Origin of the sequence: Mesorhizobium sp. LNJC405B00, from assembly GCF_000502615.1 — a bacterium.
GTDB lineage: Bacteria > Pseudomonadota > Alphaproteobacteria > Rhizobiales > Rhizobiaceae > Mesorhizobium.
In genome coordinates, this window is the sequence record NZ_AYWC01000005.1 from 50,387 (window position 1) to 65,908 (window position 15,522).

General features: G+C 63.4%; 16 protein-coding genes. 15 read left to right on the forward strand and 1 reads right to left on the reverse strand.

Annotation, left to right across the window (positions count from 1 at the left end):
* Positions 1-72 precede the first annotated feature (72 nt).
* Positions 73-963: a DMT family transporter gene (locus X756_RS153750; RefSeq protein ID WP_023711243.1), complete on the reverse strand. Its 891-nt coding sequence runs from the start codon at positions 961-963 to the stop codon at positions 73-75.
* 26 nt (positions 964-989) lie between these two features.
* On the opposite strand from X756_RS153750, the gene X756_RS153745 reads away from it, so the two are divergent.
* The 15 genes from X756_RS153745 (at position 990) to X756_RS153675 (ending at position 15,518) form a co-directional block, all read left to right on the forward strand.
* Positions 990-1,688, forward strand: a complete 699-nt coding sequence (locus X756_RS153745) for a PIG-L deacetylase family protein (protein WP_023729622.1) — start codon at positions 990-992, stop codon at positions 1,686-1,688.
* A 255-nt stretch (positions 1,689-1,943) separates the two neighbouring features.
* The gene (locus tag X756_RS153740; protein ID WP_023729623.1) at positions 1,944-3,275 is read left to right on the forward strand and encodes an ABC transporter substrate-binding protein; all 1,332 of its coding nucleotides are present in this window, start codon (positions 1,944-1,946) and stop codon (positions 3,273-3,275) included.
* A 229-nt stretch (positions 3,276-3,504) separates the two neighbouring features.
* Positions 3,505-4,452: a sugar ABC transporter permease gene (locus X756_RS153735; protein WP_031198535.1), complete on the forward strand. Its 948-nt coding sequence runs from the start codon at positions 3,505-3,507 to the stop codon at positions 4,450-4,452.
* Complete coding sequence (locus X756_RS153730) at positions 4,449-5,399, forward strand: carbohydrate ABC transporter permease (RefSeq protein WP_023729624.1); 951 nt, start codon at positions 4,449-4,451, stop codon at positions 5,397-5,399. The genes X756_RS153735 and X756_RS153730 overlap by 4 nt, the downstream gene beginning before the upstream one ends.
* 214 nt (positions 5,400-5,613) lie before the next feature.
* Positions 5,614-5,817 carry a hypothetical protein gene (locus X756_RS153725; protein ID WP_023694181.1) on the forward strand — a complete coding sequence of 68 codons (204 nt, stop codon included), beginning with the start codon at positions 5,614-5,616 and terminating at the stop codon, positions 5,815-5,817.
* Between the two features lie 2 nt (positions 5,818-5,819).
* On the forward strand, positions 5,820-6,932 hold the full coding sequence (locus X756_RS153720) for an ABC transporter ATP-binding protein (RefSeq protein ID WP_023729625.1): 1,113 nt from the start codon (positions 5,820-5,822) through the stop codon (positions 6,930-6,932).
* Positions 6,925-7,938: an ABC transporter ATP-binding protein gene (locus tag X756_RS153715; protein WP_023729626.1), complete on the forward strand. Its 1,014-nt coding sequence runs from the start codon at positions 6,925-6,927 to the stop codon at positions 7,936-7,938. Before X756_RS153720 ends, X756_RS153715 begins: the two co-directional genes overlap by 8 nt.
* A gap of 64 nt (positions 7,939-8,002) precedes the next feature.
* On the forward strand, positions 8,003-9,646 hold the full coding sequence (locus X756_RS153710; RefSeq protein ID WP_023729627.1) for a dihydroxyacetone kinase subunit DhaK: 1,644 nt from the start codon (positions 8,003-8,005) through the stop codon (positions 9,644-9,646).
* Positions 9,647-9,716: 70 nt separating this feature from the next.
* Entirely contained in the window at positions 9,717-10,319 is a 603-nt protein-coding gene (gene dhaL / locus X756_RS153705) for a dihydroxyacetone kinase subunit DhaL (protein WP_023729628.1), read from the forward strand.
* Positions 10,316-10,705, forward strand: a complete 390-nt coding sequence (gene dhaM, locus X756_RS153700) for a dihydroxyacetone kinase phosphoryl donor subunit DhaM (protein ID WP_023668781.1) — start codon at positions 10,316-10,318, stop codon at positions 10,703-10,705. The genes dhaL and dhaM overlap by 4 nt, the downstream gene beginning before the upstream one ends.
* A 21-nt stretch (positions 10,706-10,726) precedes the next feature.
* Positions 10,727-11,029 (forward strand): HPr family phosphocarrier protein, encoded by a 303-nt coding sequence (locus X756_RS153695; RefSeq protein ID WP_023729629.1) that lies wholly within the window; start codon positions 10,727-10,729, stop codon positions 11,027-11,029.
* Positions 11,013-12,599, forward strand: coding sequence for a phosphoenolpyruvate--protein phosphotransferase (gene ptsP, locus X756_RS153690; RefSeq protein WP_023729630.1), 1,587 nt, complete (start codon positions 11,013-11,015; stop codon positions 12,597-12,599). Before X756_RS153695 ends, ptsP begins: the two co-directional genes overlap by 17 nt.
* A gap of 10 nt (positions 12,600-12,609) precedes the next feature.
* On the forward strand, positions 12,610-13,035 hold the full coding sequence (locus X756_RS153685; protein ID WP_023668784.1) for a hypothetical protein: 426 nt from the start codon (positions 12,610-12,612) through the stop codon (positions 13,033-13,035).
* Between the two features lie 22 nt (positions 13,036-13,057).
* Positions 13,058-14,044, forward strand: coding sequence for a dihydroxyacetone kinase subunit DhaK (gene dhaK / locus X756_RS153680; protein WP_023694188.1), 987 nt, complete (start codon positions 13,058-13,060; stop codon positions 14,042-14,044).
* Positions 14,045-14,492: 448 nt separating this feature from the next.
* Positions 14,493-15,518 carry a nucleotidyltransferase family protein gene (locus X756_RS153675; RefSeq protein WP_023668787.1) on the forward strand — a complete coding sequence of 342 codons (1,026 nt, stop codon included), beginning with the start codon at positions 14,493-14,495 and terminating at the stop codon, positions 15,516-15,518.
* The last annotated feature ends 4 nt before the right edge of the window (positions 15,519-15,522 follow it).

The window sequence follows — 15,522 nt, forward strand, 5'->3', positions numbered from 1 at the left end:
CAACGGTATGCAGCCAGGTGACCGCATATCAGCCGCGGATGCCGCCGCGCAACCTCGCGCGGTGCGGCCAGTTCAAAGCCTCGTGCGCGCAAACGGGTTCCAGCGCACCGTGCCCAGCCGCACCTCCTCGCGCACCATGGTGAGCAGGCCAGACGCCCCAACGACGGCCAAGCCGACCAGCGATATCCAGTCCGGATACTCCTGGAAGAACAGCGCGCCGAGGATGACCGCCCAGACGATCTGCGAATAATGCGTCGGCGCCATGCGGTTGGCCGGCGCGTATTTGGCGGCCAGCAGCTGCAGCAATTGGCCGCCGGCGGTAAAGGCGCCGCCCAGCACCAGCCACAGCAGTTGCATGGCGTTGGGGAGGGTGAACGATGTAGCGATGGTGCCGGCCCCGTTGAACAGCAGCCCGTAACCGATGAGCACGCCGAGCATGGTGGTGCGCTTTTCCTGCTGGGCGAGCGACCGCATCAGGATGACGCTGGCCGCGGCGAGGAAGGCCACCGTGAAGGCGGCAAGGTGTCCGAGATGCAACTCGCGAAAACCTGGCCGCACCACCAGCATGACACCTGCAAAGCCGGCAACCACCGCCAGCCAGCGCCATGGACCGACCTTTTCTTTCAGGATGACGGTCGAGAGAATGGTAACGCAAAGCGGCGCCAGGAAGATCAGTGCATAGGTCTCGGCCAGCGGAATGGTGGTGAAGGCGTAGACGCTGAGCACGCCCGAGGCGATGCCGGCCCAGGCGCGGGCCTGCACCGCCCATGGCCGCCCGGTGCGCCAGAAGTCGCGCCAGCGCTCATCGACTGGGCGGCTGAAAAACAGGAAGCAGCCGGCAAACAGCGTGATGAAGAAGCCGATCTCGAAGACGGTGAACTGTCCGCCAAGGCTCTTGATAACGGCATCGCTGCACGAATAGCTTGCATAGGCGATGAGGGCGAGCAGGATTCCGTTCGTCACGTTTTTCCATTTCAGGGGAGAGTGCAGTGAAGGTATTGGCGCTCGGCGCGCATCCCGACGACATCGAGATATTCATGTTCGGTACGCTGGCTGCCTATGCCACGCAAGGCGCAGAACTGACTTTTGCCGTGGCCACGGATGGCGCCAGGGGCGGCATGGGCGACCCGAGCGTTTTGGCTCGTGTCCGCCGCGACGAGGCGGCGGCCGCTGCGGCGTTGCTCGGCGCAACCCTTCGCTTTCTCGACTTTCCCGACGGCGAACTGGTGGCCGATGCGGCACTGATCGCTTCGCTGAAAGCGCTGATACGCGAGACCGCGGCGGATCTGGTGATCACGCATGCCCCCAACGACTATCACGCCGACCATCGTGCTTTGTCGGACGGCGTGCGCATCGCGGCCTCGTTCGGCGTCCCCGTGCTGCATGCCGACACGATGGGCGGCACCGGTTTTGTGCCGACGCATTACGTCGACATTTCCGCCTACGGCGATATCAAGACGCAGGCGATCCGCGCGCACCAGTCGCAGTGGCCGGAGCAATATGTCGACAGAGCGCGCTTCCAGAATGAGTTTCGCGCCGGGCAATGCAACAGCGTTCCCGGCTCCCTGGCCGAGGCCTTCCGATTCGAGCCGACATTTCCCTTCGCCGACATCCGCGCGCTACTGCCGCCCGCGCCCCCTGTCCGGCCGGTGACGCCGCAGACGAAAATCGTAGGCGACCCCGGCTAAGCAACTTCCGGGCGAGCCGTCCGGCAATCATTTCCCAAACGATTTCAATCGCCGTTTCGCCATGTTGCGGCGCAGCGACGAATTCGCTTGCCTTGTTTAGTAAAAATTGCATCACTAAACAAATTACTAAACATCTGCGGTGCACCGCGCCGCCCTGGCGACGCATAGCGCGCCGTGTTTAGGCCCTCGGAGGAGCGAGGGTTGAGGGGTTCTTGAAACGGCCATCCGGGCGCGTTTCGCAAATGGGAGGAAGGCATGAAATCGAGCTTGAAACTGGCGTTGGGGCTGGCGTCGGCGATTACTGCGTCGACAGCCGTCTCGAACGTTGCGCACGCTGAAGACCTGACGCTTTGCTGGGCCGCCTGGGATCCGGCAAACGCGCTGGTCGAACTGTCCAAGGATTTTACCAAGGAAACCGGCATCGGCATGAAATTCGAATTCGTGCCGTGGACCAACTATGCCGACCGCTTCCTCAACGAGCTCAACTCGCACGGCAAATTGTGCGACCTGATCATCGGCGACAGCCAGTGGATCGGCGGCTCGGCCGAGAACGGCCACTACGTCAAGCTGAACGACTTCTTCGACAAGGAGAAGATCAGTATGGACGACTTTGTGCCGGCAACAGTCGTCGGCTATTCCGAATGGCCGAAGAACACGCCGAACTACTGGGCGCTGCCGGCCATGGGCGACGTCGTCGGCTGGACCTACCGCAAGGATTGGTTCTCCAAGCCGGAGCTGCAAAAGGAATTCAAGGAAAAATATGGCTGGGATCTCGGCCCGCCGACCACCTTCGACCAACTGAAGCAGGTCGCCGAGTTCTTCCAGAAGCGCGAGATCGACGGCAAGACCGTCTATGGCGCTTCGATCTACACCGAGCGTGGCTCGGAAGGCATCACCATGGGCGCCATGGACGTGCTCTACAGCTACGGCTTTCAGTATGAAAACCCCAAGAAGCCCTACGAGATGGAAGGCTTCGTCAATTCGCCAGACGCGGTCAAAGGCCTGGAGTTCTACAAGTCGCTCTACGATTGCTGCACGCCTCCGGGTGCCTCGAACAGCTATATGGGCGAAGGCGTCGACGCCTTCAAATCCGGTCAGGTGGCCATGCACATGAACTTCGCATTCACCTGGCCCGGCCTGCAGAAGGACGAGAATGTCGGCGGCGACAAGATCGGCTACTTCGTCAATCCGAAGGGTCCCGGTGGCGCCCAGTTTGCGCAGCTTGGCGGCCAGGGCATTTCGGTGGTGTCCTATTCAGACAAGCAGGAATCGGCGCTGAAATACATCAAGTGGTTCGCCAACAAGGATGTGCAGGCCAAATGGTGGTCGCTCGGCGGCTATTCCTGCCTGAACGCGGTGGTCAAGGACCCGGCCTTCCCGTCCAGCCAGCCCTATGCACAGACCTTCCTCGACTCGATGGCGATCGTGAAGGACTTCTGGGCCGAGCCGAGCTACGCACCGCTGCTGCAGGCGTCGCAGAAGCGCTTCCACGACTATGTCGTTGCCGGCCAGGGTTCGGCCAAGGACGCGCTTGACGGCCTGGTCAAGGACTGGACGCAAGTGTTCCAGGACGACGGCAAGATGTAACCGGACCAACGGCTCCTCCCGAGCCTGACCCCAGAGGCGGATGATTTTCAGGCCGAATCGATCAGAAATCATCCGCCTCAGGGCTAAAAAGAGAGAGAGCATGATGTCGTCCGAAAACCGCTTCACACTTTTCGGCATCATGCTCTTGGTCCCGTGCTGCCCTTGGCACGGAACGCAGTTCAGATAAATTCCAGTGTCGAGACTTGACGTGACCGAAGCAGGACTCACCATGCTCAATCGGACTGCGGAGAACGTTGCCCGGGCGACCCCGGAGCCGTTGGCCCGCAAGGTCCGGGGCATCAGCGACAAGGGCCTCGCCTGGCTGTTCATCTCGCCGACGATCCTGTTGCTCTTGGCCATCAACATCTTCCCGCTGTTCTGGGCGATCTACCTGTCCTTCACCAACTTCCGGGCGAACCGCCCGAACGAGGTGGTGAAGAACCTCGGCTTCGCCAATTACCAGCGCATCCTCGGCGACCAGGACATCTGGATCGCCATGCAGACGACGGCGCATTTCGTGTTCTGGACGATCCTGCTGCAGACGCTGATCGGCTTCACGCTGGCCTGGCTGATCGACCGCAAATTCCGCGGCCACGCCTTCTGGACGACAATCATCCTGGTGCCGATGATGCTGTCGCCGGCGGTGGTCGGCAATTTCTGGCGCTTCCTCTACGAGCCGCAGATCGGCCTGTTCGCCTACGCCATCTCGTTCGTCACCCGGATACCACCGACCGACATCCAGATGCTGTCCAACGTGTCGCTGGCGCCGTGGTCGATCATCATCGTCGACACCTGGATGTGGACGCCCTATGTCATGCTGATCTGTCTCGCCGGCCTGCGCTCCATCCCCGAATACATCTATGAAGCCGCCGAGGTCGACCGCGCGTCCAACTGGCGGCAGTTCTGGTCGATCACGCTGCCGATGGCGCTGCCCTTCATCATGCTGGCGGTGCTGTTTCGCGGCATCGAGAACTTCAAGATGTTCGACATGGTCAACCTGCTGACCGGTGGCGGGCCGGGCTCGACCACCGAGGTCGCCTCGATCACGCTGAAGCGGCAGGCGTTCGAGAGCTGGCGCACCGGATATTCCTCGGCCTTCGCCATCATCCTGTTCGTCGCGGTGTTTGGGCTGGCCAACATCTACGTCAAGGCGCTGAACAAGGTGAAGCAGAGATGAGCCTGACCACCGCCCACTCCGTCGTCGCCCCCTCGGCCAATTCTAAGCGGATCGCCGGCACGATCATCGTGCTCTACGTGCTGATCTCGATCGTGCCGTTGCTGTGGATCTTCGCCACCAGCTTCAAGACGCCGCCGGATTCGATCGCCTATCCGCCCAAGATTCTGTTCCAGCCGAGCATCGAGGGCTATTGCAACCTGTTCACGACGCGCACCAGGCAAACGCCCGACTACATCAACTCGCTCGGACCCGCGACCGGTTTCTGCGACGAGACCTCGCGCAAGCGCAACATGGTGATTGCCGGCCCGTCCAACTTCCTGCCGCGCTTCGTCAACTCACTGATCATCGCCTTCGGTTCCACCTTCTGCGCCGTATTCCTCGGCACGCTCTCGGCCTACGGTTTCTCGCGCTTCAAGGTGCCGCTGGCCGATGACCTCTTGTTCTTCATCCTGTCGACGCGCTTCATGCCACCGATCGCGGTCGCCATTCCCATCTACCTGATGTACCGCGAGCTCGGCCTGTCCGACACCGCGCTCGGCATGATCCTGCTCTACACCGCGGTCAACGTGTCGCTCGCGGTGTGGCTGCTGAAAGGCTTCATCGACGAGATCCCGCGCGAGTATGAAGAAGCGGCGATGATCGACGGCTATACCAGGCTGCAGGCCTTCTGGCGCACCGTGCTGCCGCAAGCGACCACCGGCATCGCCGCGACCGCCATCTTCTGCCTGATCTTTGCCTGGAACGAATATGCATTCGCGGCCCTGCTGACCTCCGGCACGGCGCAGACCGCACCGCCCTTCATCCCGACCATTATCGGTGAAGGCGGCCAGGACTGGCCGGCGGTGGCGGCGGGCACGACGATCTTCCTGGTGCCGATCCTGGTCTTCACCATCCTGCTACGCAAGCAGTTGCTGCGCGGCATCACTTTCGGCGCGGTTCGCAAATGAGTGGTGTGCCAGGTCGACCCCCACTCCGTCGAGCTTCGCTCGACACCTCCCCCCCGATCGACGGGGGAGAGGAAGGGCGCGAACTTCATTCAACCAGACTCCCTTCCTCTCCCTCCGGAGGGGGGAGAGGTGGCGCTGCGAAGCAGCGACGGAGTGGGGGAACCACCTGGCAACCGTCTCGCCCCGTTACCGGGCAGAAGGAAGGAAGCTGCGCATGACGCGCCCAGCCATCTCCAAAAAGTCATCCTGGCCGCGCTGGGCTCGACGCGGCCTCATGGAAAACATTGCGACGGCGCTCATCGCCGTCGGCTTCCTGATGCTGTTCCAGCCTTTCGCGCTGGCGCTCTACACCTATTCCTTCATCACCATGCTCGCCGGCACGGTGATGTTCATCATCGTCTCGAAGTTCCCGGAATAATCATGGCCGAAATCCGCGTCCAACATTTGAGAAAGGCCTTCGGCGATTTCGTCGCGGTGCAGGATTCCAGCTTCGTCGTCGAGGATGGTGAGTTCTTCGTCATGCTTGGTCCCTCGGGCTGCGGCAAGACGACGACGCTGCGCATGGTCGCCGGCCTCGAATTGCCGACCGGCGGCCAGATCCTGCTCGGCGGCGAGGACGTCACCATGCGCCGGGCGCGCGAACGCGACATCGCCTTCGTCTTCCAGCTGTTCGCGCTCTATCCGCATATGAATGTGCGCAAGAACATCGGCTTCCCGCTTCTCGCGCAAGGCATGCCGTCGGCCGAGATTCGAGGCCGTGTCGAGGAAACGGCGAAGCTGCTGCGCATCGACCATCTGCTCAACAAATCAGTCTCGGGCCTTGCCGGCGGTGACCGCCAGCGCGTGGCGCTCGGTCGTGCCATCGTGCGACGGCCAAAATGCTTCCTGATGGACGAGCCGCTCGGCACGCTCGACACCGAATTCCGCGATCTGATGGTGCATGAGCTGCGCGAGCTGCACAACCGCATCCACGCCACCACGGTCTATGTCACCCACGACCAGATGGAAGCAATGTCGATGGCCGACAAGATCGCGGTGATGAACCATGGCGTCATCGAACAGTTCGGCACTCCGCGCGAGATCTACGACCGCCCGGCAACCATGTTCGTCGCCGATTTCATTGGCTCGCCGCCAATGAACTTTCTCGGCTTTGGCGGCGGATTGGCGAAGGGGGCGAAGGAGATCGTAGTGCAAGGCGCCAAGGTGGCGGTGCCGGAAGTGCGCGAGGATATCGCGCCGGCCGACATGGCGCTCGGCATCCGCCCCGAGCACATTCGCTTCGACGACGCCTCAAAGCTGCGCGGCGCCATCTATGGCACCGAATATCTCGGCACGACGCAGATCGTGGCGGTGGAGACGGCGGACGGCATCATCAAGGCGCGGGTGCCGGCTGAAATCCGGCTGTCCACAGGCGATCATGTCGGCCTGATGTTGAACAGCGCGCGGCTGTCACTCTTCGACAAGGGATCGGGCCGCGCCGTGCGCACCGCTGTTCACGATACCGCCTCTCAAGGGAGAGCGCAGCATGGCTGACGTGCACATCAAGGGCGTGACCAAAAGCTTTGGCGATCATGTCGCCGTCAATGGCCTCGACCTTACCATCGCCGATGGCGAATTCGTCGTGCTGCTCGGCCCGACCGGCGCCGGCAAGACGACGACGCTGAGATTGATCGCCGGACTGGAGCGGCCGGATGGCGGCAGGATCGATATTGGCGGCCACGATGCGACGACGCTGTCGCCGGCCGAGCGCGACACCGCTTTCGTCTTCCAGCAATATTCGCTCTACCCGCATCTGTCAGTCTACGACAACCTCGCCTTCCCGCTGCGCTCGCCGGCGCGGAAAGTACCGGAGGACCAGATTCGCCGCCGCGTCGAAGAGGTGGCAAAGATGGTGCGCATCCACCACAAGCTCGCCAACCGCTCGACCAAGCTTTCGGGTGGCGAAATGCAGCGCGTCGCCATTGGGCGCGCGCTGGTGCGCAAGCCGTCGATCTATCTGATGGACGAACCGCTGTCGTCGCTCGACGCCAAATTGCGCGCCGATCTCAGGCTCGAACTCAAGCGCATCCAAGCCGAGCTCGGCGCCACCATGCTCTATGTCACGCACGACCAGATCGAGGCGATGACCATGGCGGACCGCATCGGCATCCTCAACAATGGCGTGCTGGTGCAGATCGGCACGCCGCGCACCATCTATTCCGAGCCGGCAAACCTTCATGTCGCCGCACGGCTCGGCCAGCCGGCGATCAATCTGCTGCCAGCGGGACTGCTGCCTGATGGTGGGGCGCCGACCGGAACCAAGACCATCGGCGCGCGCACCGAGCATCTGTCGATCGAGAAGACCGCAAACGGCCATGCCGACGGCGTCGTCGACTGGGTCGAACATCTCGGGGACCAGAACCATCTGCATGTTACGGTCGGCCCGAAGAAACTGGTGACGCTCACCGACCCCGATACGGATCTGGCCGAGGGCGACAAAGTGGTGATCCGCTACCGCTCGCCACTTTATTTCGGCGCCGACGGACAAAGACTGATGTGAGGTTTTCGGTGTCTCGCCAAGGGCACGGCACCGGCTTCTGATTGACGAATACAGGACGAATTCGATGAAGCACTTTTTCAACCGCAGGGAAACGATCGTCACCGAGGCGCTGGACGGGCTGTTGCGGACTATCGGTTCCGGCGATCTCGCGCGCCTCGACGGTTACCCCGAGATCAAGGTCGTGCTGCGCGCCGACTGGGACAAGGCGAAAGTTGCCGTCGTCTCCGGTGGCGGCGCCGGACACGAACCGTCCCATGCCGGCTTTGTCGGCAAGGGCATGCTGACGGCGGCGGTTTCGGGCGAGATCTTCGCCTCGCCGAGTGTCGAGGCCGTGCTGGCCGCCATCCGCGCGGTGACCGGCCCGGCCGGCTGCTTGCTGATCGTCAAAAATTACACCGGCGACCGCCTCAATTTCGGCCTGGCGGCCGAGAAAGCGCGCGCCGAAGGGTTTCGCGTCGAGATGGCAATCGTCGCCGACGATATCGCCCTGCCGGATATCAACCAGCCGCGCGGCGTCGCCGGCACCTTGTTCGTGCACAAGATCGCCGGCCATTTGTCGGAGACCGGTCAGGATCTGGCAGCCGTTGCTACAGCCGCTCGTGCGGCGGCAAAGGACATCATCTCGCTCGGCATGTCGCTGTCGTCCTGCTCCATCCCCGGCCAGCCACATGACGAGCGGTTCGGCGAAAACGATGGCGAACTCGGCCTCGGCATCCATGGTGAGCCGGGCGTCGAGCGCATCGCAGTGCAAAGCGCCGACAAGCTTGTGGCGATCATGGCGGAGCGGCTGGCCGCGCGGCTCGACCCGAACGCCAGCCACGCGTTGCTCATCAACAATCTCGGCTCGGTGCCGCCGCTCGAAATGTCGCTGGTCGCCAATGCCGTGCTGGCCTCGCCGCTGGCCAAGACCGTGAAGCTTGCGATCGGCCCCGGACCGCTGATGACGGCGCTCAACATGAACGGTTTTTCGCTGTCGCTGATCAAGCTCGATGCGGCGCGCGAGGCAGCCTTGCTGGCGCCTGTCGGCCCACATGCCTGGATGCCGGCCAAAACCGTCGTCGCGCCGGCTATCGTGCCTATGGCGAAAGCGGCTGGAAACAGCGCAGCCCAAAGGGCCAGCCAGGATTCCGGCACCAGGCGTTTGATCATCACGGTCTGCGAACGGCTGATCGCGCTCGAAGAGACACTGAACGGGCTCGACGCCAAGGCGGGCGATGGCGATACCGGTTCGACGGTTGCGACCGGCGCGCGCAGCGTGTTGGAGAAGCTCGATGCGCTGCCGCTGGCCGACCCTGCCGCCACGCTTGCGGCTATAGGCGATAGTCTGGGCGTCGCAATGGGCGGCTCCTCAGGCGTCTTGCTGTCGATCTTCTTCACGGCGGCGGCTCAGGCTTCGAACGGCGGAGCAACCCTGTCCAAGGCGCTGCTTGCCGGGCTTGACCGGATGACCTTCTATGGCGGCGCCAGGGTCGGCGACCGCACCATGGTCGATGCCTTGGAGCCGGGGCTGAAGGCGCTCGATGCCAAGGGGCTGGATGCCGCGGCTACAGCGGCACGGCACGGCGCCGAGGCGACCGCTGCCATGGAGAAGGCGAAGGCCGGACGCTCCGCCTATGTTGGCGCCAAATTGCAAGGCGTAGTCGACCCTGGCGCCCATGCCGTGGCCGAAGTGTTCGCGGCCGCCGCCGCGCTGCATGCAGCGGCCTGACGGCATGCTTCGATTGTCGAATGAAAACTCTTGCGATACTGCCGGCAGGATCGAAACCGGGAATCTGGACATGGCAGCGTTCGACCTTGCCAGGCTGATCACCGCCGCCGCGGACACGATCGCCGCTCACTCGGAAGAGTTGACCGCGCTCGACCAGGCGATCGGCGACGGTGACCATGGGCTGAACATGAAGCGCGGCTTCGAGGCTGTGCGCGCCGATGCCGGGGCGTTCGCTGCAAAGCCGCTGCCCGAGGCGCTGAAGGCGATCGGCACCAAGCTGGTGATGACGGTCGGCGGCGCGTCCGGGCCGCTGTTCGGCACATTGTTCCTGGCGCTGGGCAAGGAGATTTCAGGAGAGCCGGATCGCCCCAAGCTGACGGCTGCTTTCGGCAAGGCAATCGAGGCGGTGGCCGCCAGAGGCAAATCGCAGGTCGGCCAGAAGACGATGCTCGATGTGCTGTATCCGGTGCATGACGCGCTCGCGAATGGAAAGACAGGCTCGGAAATCGCTGATATTGCCGACGCGGCTGCCGAAGCGACCGTGCCGATGAAGGCAACACGCGGTCGCGCCTCATTCCTCGGCGACCGCTCAATCGGTCATATGGATGCCGGCGGACGCTCTGTGGCGCTGCTGGTGCGGATCGTCGCCGAAACCGTCGAGGGCCAAGCATGAGCAATGTCGGCATCGTCATCGTCTCGCATTCGCCGCTGGTTGCCGAAGGCACGGCCGACATGGTGCGGCAGATGGTGGGCGACGAAGTGCCGCTTGCATGGTGCGGCGGAAACGGCCATGGCGGGCTCGGCACCAGCGTCGAAGCGATCATAGGCGCCATCGACAAGGCGTGGTCGGAGGCGGGCGTCGCCATACTGGTCGATCTCGGCGGCGCCGAGACCAATTCGGAAATGGCGGTGGAAATGATCGGCGAGCCGCGGGCGCAGAAGATCATCGTCTGCAACGCGCCGATCGTCGAAGGCGCGGTGATGGCGGCGACCGAGTCCTCCGGCGGCGCCTCGCTGAAGGAAGTGGTGGCGACGGCGCATGAATTGTCGCCGTCGTGAGTGAACGGGAATTTTGACCTGATGTCCGCCTTTGCCGAAGCGACCGTCCTGATCACCCACGAGGTGGGTCTGCATGCGCGCCCTTCGGTGAAGTTCACCAAGCTTGCCAAGAGCTTTGCGGCCGAGGTGGAGATTGCGCTTTCTGCCAACGGCCCATGGTTCGACGCCAAGAGCATCGTCAAGGTGATGGCGGCCAGGGCGCCGAAAGGCACCATGCTGCACATCCGGGCCACAGGCGACGGCGCCGATGATGCCGTGAGAGCGCTGGTCGAGCTGGTGCGGCGCGATTTCGACGAAGGCGCGGGCCATGCCCGAACCGCTTAGGCTGCAAGGCATTTCGGCCTCCGCCGGCTACGCCGAGGGGCCGCTGTTCAATCTCGACAACGGCACCGCGCACTACTCACGGAAGGCGACAGCCGGCGAGGAAAAGGCTGCATTGGAAGCAGCTATCGCCAGTTCGGCTGACCGGCTCGCGACCCTGATTGAAACCGCCGATGAGGAGGCCGCCGGCATTCTCGAATTCCAGCTCGCCATGCTTGAGGACGATGCCCTGACCGGCCCGGCTTTTGCCGCGATCGCGTCCGGCATGCCGGCTGACATGGCCTGGCGACAGGCGCTGGACGCCGAGATCTCCGGCTACGAAACGTCAGACCAGGACTATTTCCGGGCTCGCGCCGCCGATATCAGCGATATCCGCGACCGCGTGCTGCGCGCCCTTACCGAGGAGCAGGAGAGCGCTCCACCAGCGGGCGCCATTCTCTATGGCGAGGACATCGCGCCGACGCGCTTTCTCGAGACCGACTGGAGCACCGGCGGCGGCATCGCGCTGAGGGCCGGCAGCGCCGCCAGCCACGTCGCCATGCTGGCGCGCTCGCGCGGCGTGCCGATGGTGGTGGGGCTTGGCGCTTCGCCGGCTAATCCCGTCGGTCTGGCTCTGCTCGATGCGGAGCATGGCGGTATCGTGCTTTCGCCGACCACGACCGAGATCGAAGCGTTCCACCGGTCCTCGTCCTCGTTTGTGGCACATCGAGACAAGGCCGGAGTCTATCTCGCGAAACCGGCGGTAACCCGGGCCGGGACGACAGTGCGCGTGCAGGTCAACATCGCCGATCCGTCCGAGGTCGACGGCATCGACATTTCGACCTGCGACGGGCTCGGGCTGATGCGCACCGAATTCCTGTTCGGCAAGGCGCCGCCGGACGAGGAGACGCAATACCAGGCCTATCGCAAGGTGCTGGAATGGGCAGGCGACAAGCCGGTGACCATCCGTACCGTCGACGCCGGCGGCGACAAGCCGGTGCCGGGCTTCACCGTCGAAGAGAGCAACCCGTTCCTCGGGCTGCGTGGCATCAGGCTGTCGCTGGCAAGGCCGGAGGTGTTTCGCGTACAGATCCGGGCGCTGCTGCGCGCGGCGGTGCACGGCAATCTGAAGGTGATGTTTCCGATGATCGCCGTCGCGGAGGAATACCAACGCGCCGCCGCTCTGTTCGTGGAGGAGCAGGCCGGGCTTGCCGCGCGCGGCATCGCGCAAAAAATGCCGCCGCTCGGCATCATGGTCGAGGTGCCTTCGGTGGCGATCGCGCCGGAGGCGTTCGCCGATGTCGCCTTCTTCTCGATCGGTTCGAACGATCTGACCCAATATGTAATGGCGGCTGCCCGCGATAACGCAGCCGTGGCGCATCTTAATTCTGTCCGCCATCCCGCCGTGTTGCGGCTGATCGGCTCGGTTGCCGCTTTTGGCCTGCGCGCGAAAATCCCAGTCAGCCTGTGCGGCGATGCCGGCGGCGATCCGGCATCGATCCCGGCACTGCTCGAGGCCGGCCTGCGGGATCTCTCGGTGGCTCCCGCCCAACTCGCCATGGCCAAGGCGGCCATCTCGGATGCATCGGTCTAGGATGACTGAGATGGCCGACAAGACACCAGAAGCCGGCTCCGAAGAGGCGATCCGCGCCTACAAGACGATCCTGTCGCAGGTCATCGACCAGCGACCGTCGGGTATGCGACAACGCCTTGCCGACGCGCTTGGCAAGCACCGCAGCTTCGTCACCCAGATTTCCAGCGCGGCCTATTCGACCCCGATCCCGTCAAAACATCTGCCGGCTATTTTTTCGGTCTGCCATTTCAGTCCGGCCGAGCGCGATCAGTTTCTGGCTGCCTATCATCTGGCGCATCCCGGCAAGATGTCGGTTGCGGCAGGCATGCGCAAGACCCGGCATGTCTCGCTGATCGTGCCCGATTTCGGCGACGACAAGCAGAATGCAGCGCTCGACAAGGCGATCAACGAATTCATCCAGAAGATCACCAGCATCACCGGCAGGAGTGGTGGCTGATCGTGTTGTGTCGGGAGGACACATGAAGAAGTTTATGAATTCCGTCGACACGGTGCTGACCGAAAGCCTCAACGGCTTCGTTGCAGCTCATGCCGACATCCTGGTGCTGGGCGAGGAGCACAAATTCATTCGCCGCAAGGTGATGAAGCCGGGGAAGGTGGCGCTGATCTCGGGCGGCGGTTCCGGCCACGAGCCGTTGCATGCCGGCTTTGTCGGTCACGGCATGCTGGACGCCGCCTGCCCCGGCCAGGTCTTCACCTCGCCAACGCCGGACCAGATACTGGCGGCGGCCGCCGCCGTCGATACCGGCGCCGGCTGCCTGTTCATCGTCAAGAACTATGAAGGCGACGTGATGAATTTCGACATGGCCGGCGAAATGGCCGACGGCGTCCTGCAGGTGGTGATCAATGATGACGTCGCCGTCGAGAATTCGTCCTTTACGACCGGCCGGCGCGGCGTCGCCGGCACGCTGGTGGTGGAGAAGATCGTCGGCGCCGCCGCCGAGCAAGGCATGGCGCTGGCGGATCTCAAGGCGCTCGGCGGTCGCATCAACAGCGCGACGCGTTCGATGGGCGTGGCGCTGACCAGTTGCACGGTGCCGGCGGCCGGCAGGCCGACCTTCGAGATTGGTGATGGCGAGATGGAATTCGGCGTCGGCATTCATGGCGAGCCCGGCCGGCGTCGCGACACGTTGAAAAGCGCCGATGCGATCGCCGAAGAGATTTGCGCCGCGATCCTGGGCGATCTCGGCGACAGGGCGAAAGGCCCGGCACTGTTGTTCATCAACGGCTTTGGCGGCACGCCGCTGATGGAGCTCTATCTGATGTACAACAGCGCCCGAAACATCTTCGAAAAACAGGGCGTGACGGTGACCCGCTCGCTGGTCGGGTCCTACGTGACATCGCTCGACATGGCCGGCTGCTCGATCACGCTGACCATGCTGGATGACGAGGTAACGTCAATGTGGGACGCGCCGGTGCACACAGCCGCGCTGCGCTGGGGACTGTAACGGAGGGGCCTTGCCCATATCCCGAACAGGCGGCTTATGAACTTGCCTTAGCCTGCGGGACCGGACGGACCGTTACCCGCAGTCACGCCGACAGATTGCCCGCCTGCAGCGCGGCTTGCCTTGCGGCCGACCGCTCCGGCTTCATCCAAACCGAAGCCGTAGAAGTCTTATCGCGGTATCGGCAGCGACGGCCCGGCCACCACGCTGGACAACTTTCCTGCCTTGCGCAGCACGGGCGCTTCATACTTTTTCTTGGCCATTCCAAACACCCTTTTCAGTCAAGTGCAAAAGAATGGACCGAAACCGTGGAAAGTCAATTCATGAGCTGGTTCTGCCACCACACGCTGGCTTCATGCATGCTTTTCTGCAACATACGCTCCTCTGAGTTGGTTGTTTGACGCAATTCCGGACGGGAATTGCTGATGTGGGCGAACGCAATCCGGGTTTGATGCTGCCATCTCTTGCGCCTGCCGATGAAAAACTGCTGCTGACCTTCGCCGACCCGGAGGCGACGGTTGCCATTGGCCGTGACGTTGCTGCCGAAAGCTTGCTGGCACTGCTCGCCAATGCCGAGTTCCACGGCGTGCTGCCGATCATGCTGCGCAAGCTCAGCGAGATCGGCGACGCCCAACTGCCTGCGGACGCAGCCTTGCGGCAAAAGCTGTCGGAACTGCGTGATCGCTCGACGCTGGCGACCGGCCAATCGATGCTGCTGCAATATCATGGCGACCGCATCATGAAGGCATTGGCGGCGAAAAATGTTCCGGCCCGCATCGTCAAGGGTCCGGTCTTCGCACGCAAACTTTACCGCCACGCCGCTGACCGGCCGTTCACCGACATCGACATTCTGGTCGAGCCGGCCAGCATCATTGAAGCCAACACGGTGATTGCCGGATGCGGCTTCGAGCTCTGGAGCGGCGAGGCGCAGTCGCAGGATCTGCAGGAGTTCAAGTGGCTGGAGAAGGAGAATACCAGCCTGCTGATCGAACTGCACGGCAACCTGGTGCATGATTCCGGCATGCGGCGGCGGCTGTCGCTGGGCTTTCGCGAATTGCAGATCATCGACGGCAGCGAGGCCGACACGCCGGCCGCGCTGCTGACCATCGCCATTGTCCACGCCGCCGGCGGGCACAAGTTCCACCGGCTGCAGCTTTGCGTCGACGTGCTGCAGGGCGTGCGCGCGCTGCGGTCGCCCGCGGATGAAGACCGGCTTTTCGAGGCGGCGCGCATCAGCGGCATCGAGCTCGAACTGGCGACGGTTCTCAATGTGACGGGGCGGCTCTTTGATGCACCGCGCGCGATCGAACTGGCCGACCGCATCAAGCCCGACCTCTCGATATTTTTGGCCAAATGGCTGATCACCGGCGATACGCTGCTCGGCGTCAATTCCAGGGACAAGATGCATTCGCGCCTGCGCCGCGACGCCTTCCGCTGGATCCAGCGCCTCGCCAGGCCAAAGCCGCATTCTGCCTGAAGTG